Raw genomic sequence first — 22,591 nt, forward strand, 5'->3', positions numbered from 1 at the left:
GCAACATCGGAACTTATATTAGCAACTTTGGACTTGTTATTTATTTTCATGTGCCTAATTTCTAAAAATAAGCAAGGAGGAAAAAATTATGTTTGATAAAATACAATTGCCATATGCATTTGATGCATTAGAGCCATATATTGATGCTGAAACAATTGAGACACATTATAGTAAGCATCTTCAAAAGTATGTAGATAATCTAAATTCTTTGATTAAAGGCTACGAACAATATACAGAGGGAAAATCACTAGATCAGCTGCTTGCAAGTGTAGATGAATTACCAGAAGAAATTAGGCAAGGGGTAATCGATCAAGGTGGGGGAGTGTCAAATCATAATTTGTATTTTGCTCTTCTTTCACCAACTCCAAAGAAGGCTCCAGAAGGTAAATTATTAGAAGAAATTTATAGTACATTTGGTGATTTGGAGACTTTAAAAAATGAGGTGAGTAATGCAGCCATAGGTCAATTTGGGTCTGGTTATAGTTTTTTGGTTAAAGATAAAGAAGGTAAGTTATCAGTTAGAAATACCTTAAATCAAAACTCACCAGCCATGAAGGGGTTAATCCCAATTTTAACAATAGATGTATGGGAACATGCTTATTATCTAAAATACAAGAATTTGCGAGCTGATTATGTTAAAAATATATGGAACATAATTGATTGGGAAAAGGTTGAAGGATTGTATTTAAACTATACTATTTAATAATTAATTTTATTTTAGCTGCAAATTAAAAAATCTCATGTGATATTGGTACCCACATGAGATTTTTTTATAATATTTTTAATTAATATAATGAATCATTGTAAAAATAAGGCTTCCAATTGTTGTAGATTTTCTCGCTTCTAATAGAGTAAGTAATGTCGCTGTAATTATTAATAAATGAATCTAATAATTTAAGTTTAGAGTTAAAGGAATTAGAAAAAATACTAATAGTTTCTGGTATTGATGCTAAGGTTGAATTAAAAGTTTCAAGTGGGTTAGAAGTGCTATCGTTGTTTCTGAATTTGAAAACATCGTTACTTGTTTCTTCTGCTAAATTATTAATTCTGTTTTTTAAATCAGTATCATAGGTACTTGGGTATGATACCTCCAAAGTAATTCTATAACATATATTTCTAGCTTTAACACAAGGCATTTCACTATTTATTTTAGTATCACCTACATAACCTACAGTTTGAGTTATAAAATCCTCTTTAATTTCTGGAATATCAATTGAAGCCAAAGTATTAGTATATACATCTCTTGTTCCATTTGTGGTATATTCTATATTGCTATTTTGTAATATAGTATCATTTGCTTCTATATTCACACAATCTTCACATTCGCTTTCGCAGGATCTATAACATACGAAAGAATCAATTCTTCTTAAATCTATTCCAAAATATACCCAGCTTCTTCTAAACCATCTAAATCCAGAAACAGTACGTCTATCAACATTTAATAGGTAAGCCCAGTAGTTTCTTCCGCTAGTTTCCCAAATGTATGTGAATTTGTAAAGACAAAAACGGATAGAATTTGCACTAACAGCATATGGTTGAATACCACCTTCACTGTATCCCATTTTTTGAACGCCAGCATCTCCTTTATGAGGTACGTAGTTTGGAGGAGGAGATTTAGGTACTCCTGGAGGATTAAATGTCCCGCCAGGGTAATTAAAGTTAGGCGGATAAACGTCTGAACCAGGTGAAATTGAATTAGGTGGAAAGTTTCCAATAGGAGGGAAATTACCACCTGTATTTGGGGTAAATGGTTCTCTTTGTCTTTGGTAAGATTCTGTAATATCAGGATAGCATTCAAACTTATTAAAACTCATAGTATCATCATAAGTAAAATTGTTGTCATCTAGCATATTTTAATAACTCCTTATGAATTAGTTATTAATAGTATATTCAAATAGCTAATTATTGTTATTAGTTATAAATTTAGTATAAAATAGTTATAGTTTGGATTAATATGTATATAAAAGTTGAATTTTACAAAGTGCAGTGGTATAGTTTAACTAGAAAGTGGCAAGCCTGTAATATAATTTTTACAACAGTATTACATATATATGCAGAAAAGTTTATCAGAATTTCATGGAGGCAATTATAAACTAAGATTTATAATTAAAGTTCTATTTTTTGTTATAGAAGGGTGGTTTAAAATTGATGAATGGTGAGAAGAAAAACATATTAGTTATTGATGATACTGCAATTATTAGAAAGCTTATTAGAGATATGTTAGAAGAAGCAAATTATAGTGTATTTGAAGCCTGCAATGGACAAGAAGGAATTGAATTATATAGAGAATTGGGAAATATTGATTTGATAATTACTGATGTATATATGCCACAGAAAAGTGGGTTAGAATTTGTTGTGGAGTTAAGAGAAGAGAATAAAGATATAGGCGTAATTGTACTTTCTGATGGAGGAGAAAAAAATTTTTCTAACCAACTAGGGGTCTGTGAAGCGCTAGGTGCTTCAGTATTTATTAAAAAGGACTTTGTTAAAGACCAATTACTTGAATTAGTTAATAGTATATTATTTAAATAATTAGAACTTTTACATGAAATTTTGATATTTAAAAATAAAAAGGCTGGAATTTTTTATTCCGGCTTTTTTGTATTAAATATTTTTAATTTGAAAATTAATGTAGGAAGTATTAGGTAACTCTTCCTTAACAATTTCATATGCTAGATTAATCCAACTAGTGCAGTCATTTAGTATAATACCATCACTAGTAACTACGTGATCCAGCTTGTTTAAAATTACATCTGCATTTGGCACTAAAATTACTTCTATATCATAATCATATTTAGCTAAAATATCTAATATTTTAGATTTCAACCTTCCTGTATTAGAAACAGGAGAATCCAAATAGAAAAATACTTTTTGTATTTTCATTTTGCTTAACTTTGCTCCAATTAATTCAATGGCAGAATCTGTCTTGTCAATTAATTTGTATGTTCCACGTAATCCAGCTAAATCACGTAAAGTCCCATCCATACATCTGAGTAGAGTTGAATTAGACAAGGCTACTTCAAGAGTAATTATTATATTCAGACCATCTATGTGGATTATGCTATTTTCATATTCCTTTGTTAATCTGTGTTCATGTCTTCGTTTAATATCCTGATCAGAAGATAAGGCTCTTTTTAGTGCTAATCTTTGCCTTGCAGAAAATAAATAATGATTACTTATAAATTCAATGGTTTTATTAATTCCGTAACCGCGGTTTAGTAAATAACAAATATCATTTTGTGCTTCTTTTAGCAAAGCTGTATTTTTATCATTAAATTCAATTTTATCAGATGGAACAAAGCCTCGCTGAACTATTTGAGCCATATAAAAATCCTCCTTTATAATTGGCACAATCTACAATAATATTTTACTATTAAATACTTGTGTAGTTTGTGTAATTTAAAGATAAATATGAGAAGTTTATAATTTGTGTTAATCGAGATTTAAGTAGGAGATTAATTCAAATTTACCAGAAAAACAGACTAGTTATTTTACATAGTCTTGCATTGAGAATAAAAAATCATAATCTAACTCCCTAGCAACCGAGTAATATAATTAGCCTGTCTTTCTGTTGGTTATATTTATACCTATAACTTACAAATTAAATACATATTAAGTATTAATTAAATCTTGGAATATCTAAGATAGCACCTCTGTTCCCAGATGTTACAAGTGCAGCATATCTAGCAAGGTAACCAGTTGTAATCTTAGGTTGTCTTGGTTTCCAGTTAGCCCTTCTTCTTTCTAATTCTTCGTCACTAACTAAGAAATTAATAGTATTAGCATTGATATCAATTTGAATGATATCTCCATCTTCAACTAAAGCAATGTTACCACCAACTGCAGCTTCTGGAGAAACGTGACCAATTGAAGCCCCTCTGCTTGCTCCACTGAAACGTCCATCAGTTATAAGAGCAACAGTACTTCCAAGTCCTCTTCCTGCAATTGCAGAAGTTGGGTTAAGCATTTCTCTCATACCAGGGCCGCCTTTTGGACCTTCATATCTGATAACAACAACATCTCCGGCAACAATTTTTCCAGTATTTATTGCTTCAAGAGCATCTTCTTCACAGTCAAATACCTTTGCTGGACCTTCATGTTTTAACATTTCAGGTACAACTGCTGAACGCTTAACAACACATGAATCAGGTGCAAGGTTACCTTTAAGAACAGCAATTCCACCAGTTTGGCTATATGGGTTTTCAACAGGTCTTATAACTTCAGGATTCTTATTTACGCAGCCTTCGATGTTCTCTGCAACAGTTTTTCCAGTACAAGTTATTAAATCAGTCTTTAATAAGCCAAGCTTATTTATTTCATTCATAACAGCGTAAATTCCGCCCGCATCATTTAAATCCTCAATATAAGTATGTCCTGCTGGAGCAAGATGACATAGATTTGGAGTTTTAGCGCTAATTTCATTAGCTATATCAACATTTAAATCAAAACCAACCTCATGAGCGATAGCAGGTAAGTGTAACATACTGTTTGTACTACATCCAAGTGCCATATCCATAGTCATAGCATTCATAAATGCATCTTCTGTCATAATATCTCTTGGTCTTATATTCTTTTCAAGTAATTCCATGATCTTCATACCAGCATGTTTTGCAAGTTTAATTCTTTCAGAATAAACAGCTGGAATTGTTCCATTTCCTTTAAGTCCCATACCAAGAACTTCTGTTAAACAGTTCATACTATTTGCAGTATACATTCCTGAACAAGAACCACAAGTAGGGCACACATTATTTTCATATTCATCTAATTTTTCAGCTGTAATTTTTCCTGCATTGTAAGCACCTACAGCTTCAAACATACTAGAAAGGCTTGTCTTACATCCATCCACTTTACCTGCAAGCATTGGACCTCCGCTTACAAAGATAGTAGGGATGTTAACTCTTGCTGCAGCCATTAAAAGTCCTGGTACATTTTTATCACAATTAGGTACCATTACTAGTGCATCAAAAGCATGAGCCATTGCCATAGCTTCAGTTGAATCGGCAATTAAGTCTCTTGTAACTAATGAATATTTCATACCTTCATGTCCCATAGCAATTCCATCACATACGGCAATAGCAGGGAATACAATTGGAGTACCTCCGGCCATAGAAACACCCATTTTTACAGCTTCAACAATTTTATCTAAATTCATATGACCAGGAACGATATCATTTTGTGAACTTACGATACCAATTAAAGGTCTTTCCATTTCTTCTTTTGTCAAACCTAACGCACTAAGTAGTGAACGTTGTGGTGCACTTTTAGCGCCTTTTGTTATTACATCACTTTTCATTGTGTTACCTCCTTAATATAAAACCAATACGTTGTATATTTTTATTATATGTTGTATGATGTCTATTGTCAATGTATTATCTATGCTTTGTAAAAAAAAAGTACCAAAAATAAAGTACTTTTTTTATTCACTATATATGCCCAAGCCGCGCATGGCTCTGATAATATGAAGTTTCATGGCAGTTTTTGCTCCTTCAGCATCTCGGTTTGCTAGAAATTCCATTATCATATTATGATCATTTAATGTATCTTGAATTACAGATTTATTATCATCAGATAAAATAACACCTTTATCAATAGCTTTATAGATTATTGGCATTAATTTGTTCATAAATTCATTATGAGTTGCCTTAGCAATTGATCTATGGAATGCCTGTTCTACATCAGTACGATCTTCATTATTTAAAATTTTTTCTTCTTCTAGTTTTCCATAATAAAGTATTCTTTCTAATTCTTTATCTGTAGCACGTTTTGCAGCATAATAAGCTGTTTGAGGTTCAAAAATTAATCTCATTTCATATAAATCTTTAACATTTAATTTTATAGTTGATAGTTCTTCTAAGCCAAAGTCACCACTCATGTCAACATTACTAGCTACGAAGGTGCCTTTACCTCTTCTAATTTCAAGAACATTATGAGCTACTAAGATCCGAATAGCTTCTCTTAATGTAGTTCTGCTTATATTTAATTCAGCAGAAAGTTCATTTTCATTTGGCAGTTTATCTCCAACTGTAAATCTTTTATCTATAGTAATCATAGAAAGAATATCATCAGCTATACTCTCTGCTAAACTCTTTTCTTTTTTTGGCATAAATTAACCTCCTTAAGGATTATACTTATATAATATTATAAATGATGTCGTTTTTCAAGAGAGATGTCTGATGTCTGAATTTAATATTAATTTTATGATAAGAAATTTGATTTTATGGTAACTTTACCTATATTAAATCATAAATTCATATCACTTCTGCTTTTTACATATTGGCTTGGGGTCATACCAGTTAACTTTTTAAACAATTTACTGAAATAATAAGGATCATTAATGCCAACAAGATAGCCTACCTCTGAAAACTTAATAGAGGTTGTGGATAATAAATCTTTCGCTCTATTAATCCTTAAAATGTTTAAGTAATTAATTATGGTATTACCAGTGACCTTTTTAAATATTCTATTTAAATAGTCATAATTTGATTCGAGGAGTTCTTCGATCTCTTGACTATTAATTGAAGTCATATAATGTGCTTCAAGATAAGTTATTATTTCCCGAACCTTAATAAAGGGTTTGGCAGATCCGTTTTGAACTTTTGTAGTAATAAAGTTTCTACATACCCTTATAATTAGTTCTTGAAATTTTAATGATGCAATTTTTCTGTAATTTTCATATTTTTGGTAGAAATCATAATCCGCTTTTTCAAGAATAGAAAATACCTCGAAAATATTATCAAGATGATAATATTTTGGTAAGTAATAAATTGTATCAATTGACTTATCTTCTTCGAAAGTATCACTAGTAAGAGAATGATTACGTTTATTTAATAATTCTTGAGAGATTTCATGAAATGTTTTGTTATTTAAGGTATATATTCCGCAACTTTTAAAATGAATATAATAATAGTGACAGCAAGCTTCTTTATAGCCGGTATGCTTAATATTTGGTTCTAGTAAAAGCATATCACCTTCTTTTAATGCATAGTCTGTATCACCTTCCTTAATATACAGTTCGCCGCTTTTTACAATATACATTACATATTCATCTAAGATTCTAGTAAAATGCATCCAAGGTACAGAATAATTAACATGCCCTAGAAATCTTACATTTATATTTTCATCCATATCAATTGCAAGTAATCTCATTGAATCCCTCCAGGTAGAAATATTACAAAAAAAATTCACTTTTGTACATTTATTTATATTGTAATACAGATTAAAATAAAATCAAGTGGTAAACGTAAACAAAGAGAAATACTAAAATACTTTGTAGAAGTTTTTTAATATAGTAAGTTAAAGATAATAGTAGTTTACTGAAAATAAGTGTTTATAAGTAAAGTATCTTTTTTACAAAAAGTCAACCTAAATCAATTAGTTAAATTGAAAAATTTTCAAGATGAGTAATGGATTAAAAAAATTAGTTTATAAGGGGGATATAAAATGAAAAGCAAAAAAATTATATCATTATTTCTAGCAGGAATAATAGTTTCTATCGTATTTACAGGCTGCGGGAGTAATAAAACAGCTGAAAATCAAACACAAAACATAGGAGTTACAGATGAGACAAGTTTAAAAGGTGAAATTGAAATGTGGAGTACCTTCACTGATAAAGAAAATGCAGTGTTAACTGATAAAATAATACCTGCATTTAACAAAAAATATCCAGATATAAAGGTTAAAATCACTCCAATGCCTGGTGGAGATGACTACAAGAAGCAAATACTTCAGGCAGCTATGAGTGGGACTACACCTGATTTAGCAAGAACTGATATTGTAGATGTTGCACAATATGCTTCTCAGGATTATTTAGCAGCAGTTGATGAAATGTCTGGTTTTGAAGATTTAAAGAAAGAAACCTTTGAAGGACCGATGGGTACTAATATGTATAATGGACATTATTATGGTATCCCATTAGATACCAACACAAAGGTTGCTATTTATAATAAAGCTATGCTAGATAAGGCCGGATTGAAAGAGGCTCCCAAAACTATGGAGGAACTTGAAAAATATGCAGAAAAATTACAAGCTGATAATGTAAATGGTATCGGTATTGCTGGCTTAGAGTCATGGGCTATAGCTCCATATTTTATATCACTTGGTGGCAAGTTTACCGATGATAAGAATACAAAAGCTTCAGGATACCTAAATAGTCCAGAAAGTGTTAAAGCTCTTGAAAAGATTATTGAATGGAATGATAAAGGGTATGTAGCAGCAAGCTTACTTGGCGGGGAAGGTTCTTGGGAAGGCTTTAATGCAGAACATTATGGAATGATTGATGATGGTCCATGGTGGTTCCCTGCAAACAAGGATCAAGATACAGTTAAAGATAATGTAGTATTTGCTCCAATGCCAAAGGGAGCTGGCGGCAGTGTTTCAGTAGTTGGCGGAGAAGATACTGTAATATTTAAAGCATCAAAAAATCAGCAGCAAGCATATGTTTTTGCTAAATATTTAAGTTCAGATGAGGCCCAAACAATATTTGCAACAGAGCTAGGTATGATGCCAGTTAATAAAATTACGGCAGAAAAATCAGTAATTAAAGATAATAAAATGTTAAGTGTATATATGAATCAATTAAGTTCAACATGGGCAAGAACTCCAAGTCCTAAGTGGGGAGACATTTCTAATGCAATAAGGGATGAGTTTGAAGCAGCTGTACGCAAGGATAAGAATGCAAAACAAGCATTAGATGATGCGGCAAGTAAAGTTGATGCTTTACTTCAAGAAAAATAAAATTTGAAAATTGGGGATTAAAGTATTATCTCAATCCCCAATTATAGAATAGGAGGGCGAAGCAATTGGAAAGTAATATTGCAAATGTTTCACGAGCTACTGGTAATAGGAAAAAATTTAATAAAAAACAAAGAGAAGCGATAGAAGGATGGGCGTTTATAGGGATAGGCTTTCTGCTTTTTGCAGTTTTCGTAGCTTTTCCACTTCTAAAGAACATAATGATGGCGTTTATGGATTATAGCGTTAATCCTAATAAAGCTAGTACTTTTGTAGGGCTGGCTAACTTTAAGAAAGCTTTCATTGGTAGCGGAACCATAGATGAAAGTGCAAAATTCTACTTATCACTAAGGAATACATTATTAGCAGTAATAGTCACAGTTCCAATTCAATGGTTTTTAGGAATGATAATTGCAATATTTATTGAATCTCTTACAAAAGGAAAGGTATTTTATAGATTTTTACTTTATATTCCAGTTATTTCAGATTGGATAGTTGTTGCAATAATGTTTAAGTATATTTTCCAAGATACTAAAGGGGCTTTAGTAAATTCAATATTATTAAATCTTCATATTATAAATCAGCCTATTTCTTGGCTGCAGAATGAATGGACAGGTAATATGGTGATTTGGGCTCTTTGTATATGGAAAGGCATTGGATGGGTAATGATTATGTATACAGCTGCTATTCAGGATTTACCGAAGGAATTATACGAAGCAGCTGATGTAGATGGAGCAACTAAAAGACAGCAAATGTGGAAGATAACATTACCATTGCTTGCATCAAGAACATATTTTATAGTCATCAACCTAATAATTGGGGCATTCAATATAATGCTTCAAGTAATGCTTATAACTGCAGGAGGGCCAATGGGGAAAACAGATGTACTTCTAGATTATATGTATACTAAAGCATTCTCAAGCTTTGACTTTGGTTATGCCGCAGCATTAAGTTTAATTATGGGTACTATTTTAATTATTACTTCCATTGTGCAGAAAAAAATAGCTAAAAGTGAAGTTCAATTTTAATGGAGGTGAGGTATGTGAATAAAGGTGGAAAAAGAAAATTCTCTCAAATCTTAATACACTTGATGCTAATAGTTATAGTTATAATTTCGTTACTGCCATTTTTGAACATGATAAGTACATCACTGTCGGCTAGTACTTATGTTATGCCTTCAAAGCCACAAATAATTCCAAAAGAATTTTATTTCGGAAACTATGTAGCTGTTTGGACAGGTGAAAACTTTTCTAGGTATTTTATGAATAGCGTATTTGTAACAGTTGTCAGCACAGTATGTATATTATTTGTATCTTCCCTTTCAGGTTATGGATTTTCTAGATTAAATTTTCCAGGGAAAAAAATAATCTTCAATATTTATATATTTTCTTTAATGATGCCAGCTGTACTTGCTTTAGTTTCCCAATTTACTATTTTACAGGAATTGCATTTGGTAGATACTTATACAGGATTAATTCTTTTATATGTCAGTGGTGGGATAGCAGGAAATACCTTTTTCTTGAAGGGGTTCTTTGAAACTATTCCTAGAGAATTAGAGGAATCAATAATTGTGGATGGCGGAAATAAGTGGACTATATACAGTAAAATAATATTACCCCTTTCAAAACCAGCTTTAGGAACCCTGGCTATAGGCACTTTTACAGGATTATGGATGGAAGTATTTACAGCTTTAACAGTAATAAAAACTCAATCAATGAGAACATTGCCTATAGCAGTGAAATTGCTTCAAAATGGAAAGGCAACTCAATGGGGAGTTATATTTGCAGCGGCAATATTGGTTTTAATACCTGTGATTATAATATTTATTGCTTTCAATAAACAGTTTATAAAATCAGGTGGAAGTGAAGGTGCAGTTAAAGGCTAATTTAGAATGGGGGAATTCAGTTGAAAAGAAGATTTATTTTAGGTATTGCACTGTTTGTATGCATTGGTATTGCAGCTGGGGTTCGTATTTATAAATTAAAAACCTTTAACGCAGATAAAGAAACAAAGATTGTAAGTAGTGGCAAGCTTATAGGAGATGTATATACAGATAAATCCAGATATAATCCCAAAGATAAGGTTAATATAAGAATAGAATTAGAAAATAAGCTTAATAAAAACTATGATGGCAATTTAGAAATATATTTTAAACATTTAAATAATATTGTTGAGCATAAAGGAATCAAAGCTTATATGGCAAATGGTGAAAAAAAGATAATCGATATCACCTGGGATGCACCAGAAGATGATTATAAGGGCTATCTTGTAGAGGTTTATGCAACCCATGGGACTGAGGTGGATGATTATGAAAATTCTGCAGTAGATGTATCGTCAAATTGGGGGAAATTCCCTAGATACGGGTATATAGCTGAATATCCTAAGCAGGATAAGAATAAGAGTGAAGAAATAATAAATCAAATAAACAAATTTCACATAAACGGGCTTCAATTTTATGATTGGCAAAACAAGCATCAAAAGCCATTACCAGAAATCGAAAACAATAACTTAACTTCATGGAAGGATATTGCAAATAGGGATATATATTTTCAGACAGTAAAAGATTATATTGATTTAGCCCATAGCAAGAATATGAAGGCTGCTAACTACAATCTTATTTATGGAGCATACGCTGATTTTGAAAAAGATAGTGTAAAACAGGAGTGGGGAGTATTCAAGGATAACAAACATCAAATTCAAGATGCTCACAATCTTCCAGCGGGGTGGGCATCACCCAATTTATTTATATTTAATCCAGCAAATAAGGAGTGGCAAGAGTATATATACAATAAAGAAAAAGAAGTAAATAAGATATTAAATTTTGATATTTTCCATATGGATACATTGGGATATAGGAAAGTTACCTATGATTATAACGGTAATAAGATTAACTTGCCAGATACTTATGCTGACTTTATTAATAATGCTAAAAAAGAGATGGGTGTTGGAGTAGTATTTAATACAGTAAATAGATATGGACTTGAGCAGGTTGCAAAGGGGGATGTAGATTTTCTTTATTCTGAGCTTTGGCCTAGCGATTTTCAAGACTATTATTCCTTTAAAGAAACTGTAGATAAAGGGTACGAATTAACAAATGGAAAGAAAAGTACAGTAATAGCAGCTTATATGAATTATGGAAAAGCAGCTAGCAAGGGAGAATTTAATGAAAATAGTGTCAAATTAACTGATGCAGCTATATTTGCTTCTGGAGGATCCCATATAGAATTGGGAGATACAGGAATGCTTGCTAGAGAATATTTTCCAAATAAAAATTTAACTATGCCGGAATCTTTGGTAGCTTCTATGAGAAACTACTATGATTTTCTTGTAGCTTATGAAAATTTATTAAGAGATGGATTAAAGGACAATAAAAATGAAATTCAGTTAGAAGGAATTAAGACAAGCAGCAATGGAATTCAGGATACTGTATGGGCTTTTGCAAAAGAGAAGCAGGGTTTTGAAGTAGTTCAAATGATAAATCTTTTAGGAATAAAGCGTTCAAACTGGAGAGATGACGGAGCAAATTATAATGCTCCAGATGAGAAAAAGGACTTAAAGCTTAATTATTCCATTAAAGAAGGAAAAGTAAAAGGAGTGTATTTGGCTTCACCTGATTTTAATAAAGGTAAATCCATAGAATTAAAATATAAAGCTAAGAATGATAGTGATGGAACCCATCTTGAGATAGAAGTTCCAGAGCTGAAGTATTGGGATATGGTATATATTGAAAAAGAATAAAAAGGAGATGATGCAGTTGATAATAAAAGATTTATATCCTTCAAAAGCTCAATTTAATAAAGGTGAAAAAATACAAATAATTGTAGATGGCGAAGGCAATGTTTCAGAAAATTATATTAGATGTAATATTTATAAACTTCACGAAAATATTCTTTCAATAGAAAAGAGTATTAGTAATTTTGAAAATAAAGTTTTATTTGAATTTGATATAAACGATGATAAAAGTTTTATGTCAGGTTATGGTGTGGAGGTAGAACTTTTTGAAAATGGTGAAAGAGTACAGTTCTTAACAACAGCCTTTGATATACTAAGTTCTTGGAAAAATGCACCTAGATATGGCTTTTTAGCTGATTTTTCACCAGATGATCTAGGTGATAAAGATGATTTAAAAGAAATGAATAAATATCACTTAAATGTAGTTCAGTACTATGATTGGATGTATAGACACCATGATTTAATTCCGAAGGAAGATATATTTATAGATCCTTTAAATAGAAAACTAAGTGTGCAAACGATTGAAGAAAAAATTAGATTAACACATAAATATAATATGCAGGCTATGGGTTACGGTGCAGTATATGCTGCGGCTCCAGACTTTTACGAAAAAAATAAGGATTTAGCTATTTACAAAAATAATAAAGAAGTCTATGGATTTGATAATTTTCTTTACATGATGGATATATCGAAAGAAAGCAAGTGGCACAATCATATAATTCATGAATTTTATAAAGCTATTAAGTTTGGTTTTGATGGTATTCATATGGATCAATATGGTTATCCAAAGGAAGCAATAGTAAACATTTATGAAGAAGAAAAAATAAGAAATTTAAGAGAAGACTTTCCGATTTTGATTAATGAAACTAGAAAGTATATAGAAGAGAAAGGTGAAGAGGTAGGTTTAATATTTAATGCTGTAAATAACTGGCCAGTGGAGACTGTTGCGAAGGCAGAAGAAGACGCGGTTTATATTGAGGTATGGCCTCCAAATGATACATACCAGGATTTATATAATCTAATATCAAACGCAAAGAAATACGTTTCAAGAAAGCAAATAATTTTAGCTGCTTATATGAAACCTTTTTTACAAGAGTTAGATATTCCAGTAGAACATGCAGAAAATGCTACATTACTTACCATGGCAACTATATTTTCTAGTGGAGGTTTTCATCTTCTATTAGGAGAAAATAACGGAGTTCTTAATGATCCTTATTATCCTAAGTATAGAACTATAGAAAGTGAAAGCTTTAAGAATAAGTTAAGAAGATACTATGATTTCATAGTTAAATATGAAGAACTTCTTTATGATTTTGATATTATAGATACTTCCATGGTTAATACAGGGGGAATAAATGGAGAGTATGTAATTAGTGGAGCAAAGGCTTCACCAAAAGCTGAATTAGATTGTATTTGGTCCTTAATAAAGGAAAAGCCAGGTTATAAAATTATTAACCTTGTGAATTTTGTAGGTATTGAGAATATGAATTGGAATGAGGCAAAAGAAAAAACACCTTCTGAAATAAGAAACATTGAGGTTTCTATGATTACCTGTAACGAAGTGAAAGCTGTGTATGCAGCCTCACCTGATTATAATGAGGGAAAAGCATTAAGATTAGATTTCGAGTATATTGAAAGTGAAAATGGAAACAAAGTTAAATTCATAATTCCAGAACTAAAAGTTTGGGATTTAGTTTATATCGTATATTAAAAATAAAAGGAGAATAAATAAAATGGAAAATAAATGGTGGAATGAATCGGTAGTATATCAAATATACCCGAGAAGTTTTAAGGATTCTAACGGAGATGGCATAGGTGATTTAAGAGGCATTATTGAAAAGTTAGATTATTTAAAGGAATTAGGAATTGATGTAATTTGGTTATCACCAGTATATAAATCACCAAATGATGATAATGGGTATGATATAAGTGATTATGAAGATATAATGGACGATTTTGGAACTATGGAAGATATGGAAGAGCTCCTTAGAGAAGGTAATAAGAGAGGTATAAAAATACTTATGGATCTTGTTGTTAATCATACTTCCGATGAACATAAATGGTTTATTGAAGCTAAAAAATCAAAGGACAATCCATATAGAGATTATTACATATGGAGAGATCCTGTGGATGGAAAAGAGCCTAATGATTTAACTTCAGCATTTAGCGGCAGTGCGTGGCAATATGATGAAGAATCAGGACAATATTATTTACACTTGTTTAGTAAAAAACAACCGGATTTAAATTGGGAAAACGAAAAAGTCCGCAGGGAAGTTTATGATATGATGAATTTTTGGATCGCCAAAGGTATCGGAGGATTTAGAATGGATGTTATTGACCTCATAGGCAAGGTTCCAGACGAAAAAATTAAGGAAAATGGGCCAAAACTTCATGATTATATTAAAGAGATGAATAAGGAAAGTTTTGGTGATAAAAACTTGTTAACTGTTGGGGAAGCTTGGGGATGCACACCTGAAATAGCTAGAAAGTACTCAAATCCAGATGGCAGCGAGCTTAGTATGGTATTTCAATTTGAGTATATTATGCTTGATCAGCAGCCAGGTAAAGAAAAATGGGACTTGAAGCCATTAGATTTACTAGAATTAAAGAAGGCTTTATCAAGATGGCAATTAGAGTTAGAAGGAACAGGATGGAACAGTTTGTTTTGGAATAATCATGACTTGCCAAGGATAGTTTCAAGGTGGGGTAATGATAATAAGTATAGAGTAGAAAGTGCAAAGATGCTCGCTACATTATTACATGGAATGAAGGGAACTCCTTATATATATCAAGGTGAAGAACTTGGTATGACTAATGTAAGATTTGAAAATTTGGAGGACTATAAGGATATAGAAACTCTTAACATGTATAAAGAAAGAAAAGAAAAAGGATACAAGCATGAAGATATAATGTTATCCATATATGCAAAAGGCAGAGATAATGCACGTACCCCAATGCAATGGAATGATAGCCAAAATGCAGGCTTTACTACAGGAGAGTCTTGGATAAAGGTAAATCCTAATTACAAAGAAATAAATGCTCAATCTCAATTAAATGATGAAAAATCTATATTTAGTTATTATAAGAAATTAATTAAAATCAGAAAATCAAATTCAGTAGTTGTATATGGAAAATATAATCTGATTTTAGAAGAAAGCGAAGAAATATTTGCATACACAAGAACTCTAGAAAATGAAAAGTTATTAGTTATATGTAATTTCACAGGAAGTAAAATAAGGTTTACGCTTGAAGAAACAATAGAATTTAAGACTACGGAACTTTTGATTTCCAATTATGAGGTAGATGAAAATAAACCTATGGAAGATATAGAACTTAGGCCTTATGAGGCAAGGATTTATAAACTTATATAAAGTGGAAATAACTATCAATTAGACATACTAAAATTTAAATTGCTGTATATTATAGTGGCTGTCGCAAATTTGCAACAGCCACTTATTAACAATATTTAATTAGCCTTGATTTTCTGGTATGAATGTAGCACAATCTGTTTCTTGAGTATCTTGTGCATTTCTAGGTTGTACTTCAATTTGTTGGGCACAACAGTGGTCGCCTTGCATATAGTAGTGACATGAATTAACAACGCATTTAATACCTTGATTTGGTGAACCCATTTTTTCTGGTTTCATAGTAGTTACCTCCTAAAATAAAATTTAATCGACAATAATATTATTAGTTAATTAAATTTTTTTATACCAGAAATTTATTTAATCTTAATTAAGGGCAATACCTTTAAATGATGCTATCATATCCGCAGTAATTCTTCCAGTGAAGTCAACAAGTACACAGTTTAATTTTTGATTATAAGTTACTTCAATTCCTTTTTTGTATAGAGAATCAATACTTACTTTTGAAGTATCACCATTTAAGAAGTCAGTTTTATCAAACTTATATGAAGTTTTATTAACTGTTAAAGTTAAAGAAGCAGCGTCAAAAGTACCTTTATAATATTTAGCTAATAATGATGGATCTATATAACCCTTTTTATTTGAAACTGTCACATTATAACCGCTTTGTAAAGTACCAGCAATAGCTAATTGAGTATTTTGACTTGCTTTTAATGTTAATTGAGTGCTGTTTGATGGATTATCCTTATCAATAGTAAAAGAATCCACTTTTACTGGAGTATTATAAAGAACATTTTTAGTATTTGTTGCACTTGTATCAATTATATTATATTTATATGCATCAATAGTAAGTTTTCCGTTTGCTACATTAACAACTTCATAAGAAGGACTATCTTGGCAGTCAATGAAATTTGCATCCCAAACCTTGCTATTAAGATCTGTATAGAACTTATTTCCGCTTCTACCTGTTACATAATATACTGTTCCTTTAGAATAATCTGTATAATAGTTATTTCCATTAATAGGGTAAGTTCTAGAAATACCATGATCATGACCGTTAAATACTACATCAACATGATACTTTTCAATTATTGGTGTGAAAATATCTTTAACTGCAGGGTTATTTCTAGTTGCCTTATTATAATATGGAGTTTTGTGGAACATAACTATTGTCCATTTTTGTTTATTTTTTGATAAATCTTTGTCAAGCCAGTCTGCTTGGTCTTGAAGAAAAACATCATTTGCTGGAGCTTCTTCGTCTTCTTGACTATCTAATACAACAAAGTGGACATTTCCATAATCATAAGAATATGTTTGTCCAATATGTCCTTTTGGACCATTTTGAGGCACAGAGAATTGGCCAGTAAAATCCTGTGGAGCTGAAGTAGCATAGGTGCTATTTTGATAAGTTTCATGATTCCCTTGAGTTGGCATTTCAGGAATATTATTAATAACACCATCAGCTGCAGCATACCAGTTGTTCCAATGACGGTAATCTTGTCCTATTTCAACTAAGTCACCCATATTAATGATAAAATTAGCATCAGGATTTTGTTCATAAGCTTTACTTACAGTATTTTTCCAAGGGGTATATTCAGGATTATCAGGAATTCCACTTTGAGAATCACCAAATACTATAAACTTAGTAGTCTTATTATTTTTACTTTCGGTTTTGAAAGTGCTAATACTACTTGCATTAGATTTATCATTTGCATCTATTCCAACTATTTGGTATTCATAAGTTGTTCCAGGAGTAAGACCTGTAATTGTTTTAGAATAAATATTTTCTGTGCCAGTAGCTATAGCAGCATTACCTGTTGAAGAAGTTAATTTTGTCGGAGTTATATTAGATGCAGTAGTCCAAGTTGAAGAACCTTTAATTCTGTATTGAAGATTTGACTTTTTGTCAGTTGATATTGTCCTCCAAGTAATAGTTTGAGTAGTTGTTGGATCATCAGTCCAACTAAGGGCAATATGATCTGGTGTTGCTGATGAGTTTAAATTTGCATCGATTGTTGTACCGTTATAAACCATTGTGGCAGCTTTAGTAGTATAAGATGTTGTAGAGATAAGTGTTCCAGCTACTGCTAATGAAACACATATAGATAAAAATTTACTTTTCATATTATTCCTCCCATGGATTTATTTTCACATCATTTTAACGCTGCAATGTTAAAAGTAGTGTGAAATTATGTTAATTTTATTTTAAGTTATTTGAAATTTTGAAATTATGTTAATATTCGACAAATATTGATGATTAAATCTTTTTATTTAGTGTTTCTTATTGTTTTTTTGATTATTTATTACATTGATAAAATAATTGATTGGATTAAAAGTTATAGTAAATAAGTTAGACCGCCCTCTAAGAAATGAGGGCGGTCTATAATTAATAAGATAACTTTTATATTTTGTTAACTTAGCAGTAGCATATAAATAGGAATAACTAATAGACTAGAAATTGTAGTAATAATTGTATTTATAGTGGCATATTCATAATCAGCATTATAACTTTTTGATACAATTGCAGTATTAGTCATGACTGGCATAGCAGCTTGAATAACAAATACTTCCTTCATAAGTATAGGTGTATTTGAAAAATTGCAAAGCACAAGAATAAGTATTGGTGATACTAAAAATCTACCTAACATAATAGCTATCATATCTCTGCTAAATTTATATTCTTTAAAGTCAACAGAATAAATGGTTATTCCAATAAATAACATAGCTAAAGGTGTAGTCAGATTTCCAAAATACTTGCAGGTATCTAGGAGAAATTTTGGTAAATGAACATCGAGTAAAATAAGTATAATTGCGAACATAAAACTTAAAAGTGGGGGAGACATAATCCTCTTTAATGTATCAAAAGAAAGAATGTTAGCTTTACTAGTTTGTCCGTCTTTGCTGATGCCATAAACTCCTAAGGTCCAGAAAAAAGTAGTATTGGCAATATAATATAATAGAACGTTTGGTATACTTTTTTCTCCAAATAAAGCCATGTTTACAGGTAATCCTATAAATATTGAATTAGATACAAAAAACATTGATCTAAAAGTACCAATACGGCCTTCTTCAACTTTAATAATTTTAGAAACTATAACAGCAATTAAGTAACAAATAGCCATTGATGCAAATGGAGCAAATAAACCGTTGCCAAGATTTAATAATTTATCTTTATCAAAACTTTCCGTAAACTGGGAAATCATAAGGCAGGGAATAGCAAGATTACATACTAGTTTTGAGAAAAGCTTAGAAGTTTTTTCATCAAACCATCCTTTATGTGATAAAAAGTATCCTGCAGAAATCATTAGAACTATGCTGAACACGCTTCCTAAGGCGTTTAAAATAATCATTATATATTGTCTCCTTTACTGTAGTAAATTAATTTCAAAATTTATAAATGAGATTAAATTATGTTTTCCATTGCAAGAATATCTTTTAAATGTTTTAAGTCGTTACCGATATGATTATACATAGTTTGAGCAGCCGTATCTTCATCTCTTTGCTTGATATAATGAAATATCTCAATATGATAATTAAAAATATCCATAATTCGATTATTTTCATAAACATCTATTGATCTATAAAAGTGAGTAAGAATGCTTAAATCTTTACTTTGTTTTTGCAGACGACTATTTTGACAAAAACTTAAAATTAATTTATGAAATTGAGAATTTAGTAAAATTATTGTTTTAATTAAACTTCCATCAGAACAGTCTATGTTTCTTTTAGCTTCAGATAATATAATTTCAATTTCATCTAATTCTTTATCAGAAGCATTTCGAGTAGTTAATCTTGCGGCTTGGGATTCCAGGGCTTGGCGGCACTCATAAATATTTTCAATATCTTTTTTAGTTGGCTGATATACCTTAATCTTTGAGTTACCATCAGATACAAGAAGACCATCTTTTTCAAGAGAACGTATAGCTTCTCTTACAGGACTTCTGCTTATTTGAAATTCATTGGCAAGTTTTGAATCATAAATTCTATCTCCTGGCTTCAAAACACCGTTAAAAATCATATCTTTGATTGAATTATAAGCTTGATTATAGTATGAGGGTGCTTTTTGAATTTTATAATCTCTCATTTTATATCCTCCAAATCTTAATAAGATATATCTGAATTAATAACCTTATAAAATTAAATTTGTATACTGTCGACAATTTTGTTTTAGTATAACTCATATAAATAAACTAAGCAAGTTAGAAATATATCAGCCTAGCAAATTTTTATTATTGCTAGGCTACAAGATAAAATAATTTATTGTATAAGAGTGTACCTATCGTCTATGTCTTTTATGTTGTACTAAATCAATGGCTCCAAGTAATACATGAGCTGCACCGAAACCAACAACTCCAGCTGCAATCAATGGTGCCACTTCGACTGCCACCATTGCTGCACCAACACTTGTCACAACTGTCCCTAATGCTGTAGGAATTGCTCCTTCACGAATTGCCATAATTATCACTCCTTTTAATAATTTAAAGCGCAAGTAAAGATTATTTTAAATTAATATATACTTACTTAATTAAATTTCCCTTATAAAAATATTTTATGCTAAATTGTGAGTCTGGGTTAGTTTTACTTATCTTCATTTTGCTTATCATATGCAATAAGGCATACTGGAGGATTATGATGTTCATTTATTCTTTTTTCTACTTGCCTTAAAAAAAATACATCTTCAGTTGATAAATCACTAAATTCATTGTCAAATTTTTCATTATCATTACTCATGGTATCACTCCTTTCATAAGTATAGTATGGATAAGTAGAAGAATTTTAATCAAAAGAAAGATAGGCAAATAAAAGAACTATAACAGGCTCTAAAAAACTGCTATAGTTCCCATTTACTTTACATTAATATATTTATGATTTGTTATTTATTATCTTTATCAATATCTTTAATAGAGTTAACTATATTGCACGCAGTATCACAAGTTCCAACAGAAAGTACACCAATGATTATTCCATAGAAAATTTTATTTAAAATATTACTTGTTGAAAATTGAAGAAGGCTCAAACATATTCCTATTGGTATTGCTAGCAAATGAGCATACTTTTTCTTTAAACCAAACTTTTCTAAACTCTCAACAAAAGCATAAACTAGTGCTGTTAGAATCCATATTTCTTTCAAATTTTCTAACATAGGCATCATCATCTCCTCAATTAGTATGATAAAATGCTGTCTTAGCTTTTGTAATTCATTAAACTATTATATGCGACATAATATCAAAATGTACAATAAAGCTGAGAATATTTATTTTGAATTAAGGCTAATAAAAGGTAAATGCTAATAGAAATAATTATGTAAATATTTTAATTAGCAAATTTTATTTTCATGGAAGCTTATATATGAATATGCTAACAGAATTGATTATTCGAAGTGAGAAACTCTAATTACTTAGAGATTAAAGGAATAGGAAAAATAATAGACACTGATTTAGAAAAATTATGTGGTAATAAAATGTGGATGTTTACTTTTAGTGCTGTTATAGATGAGGTTGAGAAGATATTCGAGCTTAAGTACGATGTATAGAAGTGCAGTTGGTTGCTATATAAGATCTAATATAAGATTACTGAGGGAAATATAGGAAAAATAATAAAATTTTGTAGTATAATAAAAATAGATTATTTATTAAGAAATAAATGGTTATCTTTATTATTTTTTTATCAAGTAGAATTAAGTAATGGTTATCATGTTTATAAGTGGGAAGCAATATTTTGAGAGAGTATGGTTAAATAATTAATTGATCTAGAATGTGAAATGCTGAACCGTATCATAAATGACGTAGGCTTTCCTTGCAGTTATTGAAATTAGCAGCTTTTATGCGAATAAAAATATTCTAAACTGTACTAAAATGCGTTATTATATTTTACATACAAACAGCGAAACACAATATTTAGGATGTGATTTATATGGATGAGGAACTATTTTCTATAGGTAAATTTTCGAAAATATGTTCAGTTTCAATTCAAGCATTGCGTTATTATGATAAAATAGGAATTTTAAAACCTAAATTTATAGATACTGAAACAGGATATAGATTCTATAGCACTAATCAAATTGTTATTGTTATGATAATTCGAAAAATGGCTGCCTTAGGTTTATCATTAAGTGAAATAGATGTATTTTTACATAGAAATGATATGTCAGGAATAAAGTCTATATTTAATCAAAAGAGACAAGAGATTAAAGAGCAAATTGATGAATTATTGTACGCTGATAAGATATTAAAATTAAATATTGATAACATTGATATGCACAACAATATCGATTTTTCATGCATAGAGATAAAAAAAATTCCGCCAAGGAAGGTTATTTATTTAAGAAAGACTATAGAACTAAGTGAAAATGGGTTCACAAAATTATTTAATGATGCTATGAAAATAGTTTCGATGAAAAAGTACTCAACTATAGGAAATCCAATGGCTATATATTATGGAGAAAGAGTTTTGGGAGAACCTTGTGATATTGAACTCTGTATTGAGCTTGAAGAAGCATATACATCAGAGGAAAACTGTAAAATAATACAGGGAGGTTATTATTTGAGCAAAATGCACTTAGGGGCTCATAATAATAAGCCCAAAACTTATGGTCAATTAATAGAGTATGCTGATAGAAATAAACTTAGTATAATAGGAAATCCAATGGAAGTATATTATATAGATATTTCAATAACCAGAAATCCTGATGATTTTATTACAGAAATTCAAATTCCTATAAAAAACAAGTTGACTCTATAGTAACAATAGACTTTATAATTCTT

General features: G+C 30.4%; 22 protein-coding genes. 10 read left to right on the top strand and 12 right to left on the bottom strand.

Features of this window, described 5'->3' with window-relative positions:
* The first annotated feature begins 88 nt into the window (after positions 1–88).
* Entirely contained in the window at positions 89–703 is a 615-nt protein-coding gene (locus COL3_RS25750) for a superoxide dismutase (protein WP_008424588.1), read from the top strand.
* Between the two features lie 82 nt (positions 704–785).
* Here the strand turns inward: COL3_RS25750 and COL3_RS25755 are convergent, their stop codons facing one another.
* Positions 786–1,850, bottom strand: coding sequence for a hypothetical protein (locus COL3_RS25755; protein WP_008424589.1), 1,065 nt, complete (start codon positions 1,848–1,850; stop codon positions 786–788).
* A gap of 298 nt (positions 1,851–2,148) precedes the next feature.
* On the opposite strand from COL3_RS25755, the gene COL3_RS25760 reads away from it, so the two are divergent.
* Positions 2,149–2,532, top strand: a complete 384-nt coding sequence (locus tag COL3_RS25760; RefSeq protein WP_008424590.1) for a response regulator — start codon at positions 2,149–2,151, stop codon at positions 2,530–2,532.
* A gap of 72 nt (positions 2,533–2,604) precedes the next feature.
* Here the strand turns inward: COL3_RS25760 and COL3_RS25765 are convergent, their stop codons facing one another.
* The 4 genes from COL3_RS25765 to COL3_RS25780 form a co-directional block, all read right to left on the bottom strand.
* Positions 2,605–3,324, bottom strand: coding sequence for a DUF434 domain-containing protein (locus COL3_RS25765; protein WP_008424591.1), 720 nt, complete (start codon positions 3,322–3,324; stop codon positions 2,605–2,607).
* 295 nt (positions 3,325–3,619) lie between these two features.
* Positions 3,620–5,293 carry a dihydroxy-acid dehydratase gene (gene ilvD / locus COL3_RS25770; protein WP_008424592.1) on the bottom strand — a complete coding sequence of 558 codons (1,674 nt, stop codon included), beginning with the start codon at positions 5,291–5,293 and terminating at the stop codon, positions 3,620–3,622.
* Positions 5,294–5,416: 123 nt separating this feature from the next.
* Complete coding sequence (locus COL3_RS25775; RefSeq protein ID WP_008424593.1) at positions 5,417–6,103, bottom strand: FadR/GntR family transcriptional regulator; 687 nt, start codon at positions 6,101–6,103, stop codon at positions 5,417–5,419.
* A 137-nt stretch (positions 6,104–6,240) separates the two neighbouring features.
* Positions 6,241–7,146: an AraC family transcriptional regulator gene (locus COL3_RS25780; RefSeq protein WP_008424594.1), complete on the bottom strand. Its 906-nt coding sequence runs from the start codon at positions 7,144–7,146 to the stop codon at positions 6,241–6,243.
* A 294-nt stretch (positions 7,147–7,440) separates the two neighbouring features.
* On the opposite strand from COL3_RS25780, the gene COL3_RS25785 reads away from it, so the two are divergent.
* From COL3_RS25785 to COL3_RS25810, 6 genes are all read left to right on the top strand, one after another.
* Positions 7,441–8,733, top strand: coding sequence for an extracellular solute-binding protein (locus COL3_RS25785; RefSeq protein ID WP_008424595.1), 1,293 nt, complete (start codon positions 7,441–7,443; stop codon positions 8,731–8,733).
* Positions 8,734–8,798: 65 nt separating this feature from the next.
* Entirely contained in the window at positions 8,799–9,758 is a 960-nt protein-coding gene (locus COL3_RS25790; RefSeq protein WP_008424598.1) for a sugar ABC transporter permease, read from the top strand.
* Positions 9,759–9,772: 14 nt separating this feature from the next.
* Positions 9,773–10,615 carry a carbohydrate ABC transporter permease gene (locus COL3_RS25795; RefSeq protein WP_008424600.1) on the top strand — a complete coding sequence of 281 codons (843 nt, stop codon included), beginning with the start codon at positions 9,773–9,775 and terminating at the stop codon, positions 10,613–10,615.
* Positions 10,616–10,635: 20 nt separating this feature from the next.
* Complete coding sequence (locus tag COL3_RS25800) at positions 10,636–12,468, top strand: glycoside hydrolase family 66 protein (protein ID WP_008424603.1); 1,833 nt, start codon at positions 10,636–10,638, stop codon at positions 12,466–12,468.
* Positions 12,455–14,173, top strand: coding sequence for a glycoside hydrolase family 66 protein (locus COL3_RS25805; protein ID WP_207655456.1), 1,719 nt, complete (start codon positions 12,455–12,457; stop codon positions 14,171–14,173). The genes COL3_RS25800 and COL3_RS25805 overlap by 14 nt, the downstream gene beginning before the upstream one ends.
* 22 nt (positions 14,174–14,195) lie before the next feature.
* Positions 14,196–15,833 (top strand): alpha-glucosidase, encoded by a 1,638-nt coding sequence (locus COL3_RS25810; RefSeq protein ID WP_008424607.1) that lies wholly within the window; start codon positions 14,196–14,198, stop codon positions 15,831–15,833.
* Between the two features lie 99 nt (positions 15,834–15,932).
* On the opposite strand, the gene COL3_RS25815 is transcribed toward COL3_RS25810, so the two are convergent.
* The 7 genes from COL3_RS25815 to COL3_RS25840 form a co-directional block, all read right to left on the bottom strand.
* Complete coding sequence (locus COL3_RS25815; RefSeq protein WP_008424608.1) at positions 15,933–16,109, bottom strand: DUF1540 domain-containing protein; 177 nt, start codon at positions 16,107–16,109, stop codon at positions 15,933–15,935.
* 84 nt (positions 16,110–16,193) lie between these two features.
* A complete protein-coding gene (locus COL3_RS25820; protein WP_008424610.1) occupies positions 16,194–17,951 on the bottom strand; it encodes a metallophosphoesterase in 1,758 nt (585 codons plus the stop codon).
* A 287-nt stretch (positions 17,952–18,238) separates the two neighbouring features.
* Positions 18,239–19,177 carry an AEC family transporter gene (locus tag COL3_RS25825; protein ID WP_008424612.1) on the bottom strand — a complete coding sequence of 313 codons (939 nt, stop codon included), beginning with the start codon at positions 19,175–19,177 and terminating at the stop codon, positions 18,239–18,241.
* A gap of 53 nt (positions 19,178–19,230) precedes the next feature.
* Entirely contained in the window at positions 19,231–19,911 is a 681-nt protein-coding gene (locus COL3_RS25830) for a GntR family transcriptional regulator (RefSeq protein WP_008424615.1), read from the bottom strand.
* Between the two features lie 192 nt (positions 19,912–20,103).
* Entirely contained in the window at positions 20,104–20,283 is a 180-nt protein-coding gene (locus COL3_RS25835) for a hypothetical protein (RefSeq protein WP_008424618.1), read from the bottom strand.
* 122 nt (positions 20,284–20,405) lie between these two features.
* Positions 20,406–20,558: a hypothetical protein gene (locus tag COL3_RS29020; RefSeq protein WP_008424621.1), complete on the bottom strand. Its 153-nt coding sequence runs from the start codon at positions 20,556–20,558 to the stop codon at positions 20,406–20,408.
* Between the two features lie 142 nt (positions 20,559–20,700).
* The gene (locus tag COL3_RS25840) at positions 20,701–20,970 is read right to left on the bottom strand and encodes a hypothetical protein (RefSeq protein WP_099716762.1); all 270 of its coding nucleotides are present in this window, start codon (positions 20,968–20,970) and stop codon (positions 20,701–20,703) included.
* Between the two features lie 237 nt (positions 20,971–21,207).
* Between COL3_RS25840 and COL3_RS29025 the strand changes: the two genes are divergently transcribed.
* Both COL3_RS29025 and COL3_RS25845 read left to right on the top strand, forming a co-directional pair.
* On the top strand, positions 21,208–21,360 hold the full coding sequence (locus COL3_RS29025) for a hypothetical protein (protein WP_180277992.1): 153 nt from the start codon (positions 21,208–21,210) through the stop codon (positions 21,358–21,360).
* A gap of 380 nt (positions 21,361–21,740) precedes the next feature.
* A complete protein-coding gene (locus tag COL3_RS25845) occupies positions 21,741–22,568 on the top strand; it encodes a MerR family transcriptional regulator (protein ID WP_008424625.1) in 828 nt (275 codons plus the stop codon).
* The last annotated feature ends 23 nt before the right edge of the window (positions 22,569–22,591 follow it).

Source organism: Clostridium sp. LS, from assembly GCF_002760435.1.
Lineage (GTDB): Bacteria > Bacillota > Clostridia > Clostridiales > Clostridiaceae > Clostridium.

Excerpts from the sequence above, each read along its gene's own strand:
- COL3_RS25830 (WP_008424615.1), bottom strand. The coding sequence starts at position 19,911 with ATGAGAGATTATAAAATTCAAAAAGCACCCTCATACTATAATCAAGCT.
- COL3_RS25845 (WP_008424625.1), top strand. The coding sequence starts at position 21,741 with ATGGATGAGGAACTATTTTCTATAGGTAAATTTTCGAAAATATGTTCA.
- COL3_RS25760 (WP_008424590.1), top strand. The coding sequence starts at position 2,149 with ATGAATGGTGAGAAGAAAAACATATTAGTTATTGATGATACTGCAATT.
- ilvD (WP_008424592.1), bottom strand. The coding sequence starts at position 5,293 with ATGAAAAGTGATGTAATAACAAAAGGCGCTAAAAGTGCACCACAACGT.
- COL3_RS25775 (WP_008424593.1), bottom strand. The coding sequence starts at position 6,103 with ATGCCAAAAAAAGAAAAGAGTTTAGCAGAGAGTATAGCTGATGATATT.
- COL3_RS29020 (WP_008424621.1), bottom strand. The coding sequence starts at position 20,558 with ATGAGTAATGATAATGAAAAATTTGACAATGAATTTAGTGATTTATCA.
- COL3_RS25765 (WP_008424591.1), bottom strand. The coding sequence starts at position 3,324 with ATGGCTCAAATAGTTCAGCGAGGCTTTGTTCCATCTGATAAAATTGAA.
- COL3_RS25785 (WP_008424595.1), top strand. The coding sequence starts at position 7,441 with ATGAAAAGCAAAAAAATTATATCATTATTTCTAGCAGGAATAATAGTT.
- COL3_RS25755 (WP_008424589.1), bottom strand. The coding sequence starts at position 1,850 with ATGCTAGATGACAACAATTTTACTTATGATGATACTATGAGTTTTAAT.
- COL3_RS25810 (WP_008424607.1), top strand. The coding sequence starts at position 14,196 with ATGGAAAATAAATGGTGGAATGAATCGGTAGTATATCAAATATACCCG.
- COL3_RS25820 (WP_008424610.1), bottom strand. The coding sequence starts at position 17,951 with ATGAAAAGTAAATTTTTATCTATATGTGTTTCATTAGCAGTAGCTGGA.
- COL3_RS25825 (WP_008424612.1), bottom strand. The coding sequence starts at position 19,177 with ATGATTATTTTAAACGCCTTAGGAAGCGTGTTCAGCATAGTTCTAATG.
- COL3_RS25840 (WP_099716762.1), bottom strand. The coding sequence starts at position 20,970 with ATGTTAGAAAATTTGAAAGAAATATGGATTCTAACAGCACTAGTTTAT.
- COL3_RS25835 (WP_008424618.1), bottom strand. The coding sequence starts at position 20,283 with ATGGCAATTCGTGAAGGAGCAATTCCTACAGCATTAGGGACAGTTGTG.
- COL3_RS25815 (WP_008424608.1), bottom strand. The coding sequence starts at position 16,109 with ATGAAACCAGAAAAAATGGGTTCACCAAATCAAGGTATTAAATGCGTT.
- COL3_RS25750 (WP_008424588.1), top strand. The coding sequence starts at position 89 with ATGTTTGATAAAATACAATTGCCATATGCATTTGATGCATTAGAGCCA.
- COL3_RS25780 (WP_008424594.1), bottom strand. The coding sequence starts at position 7,146 with ATGAGATTACTTGCAATTGATATGGATGAAAATATAAATGTAAGATTT.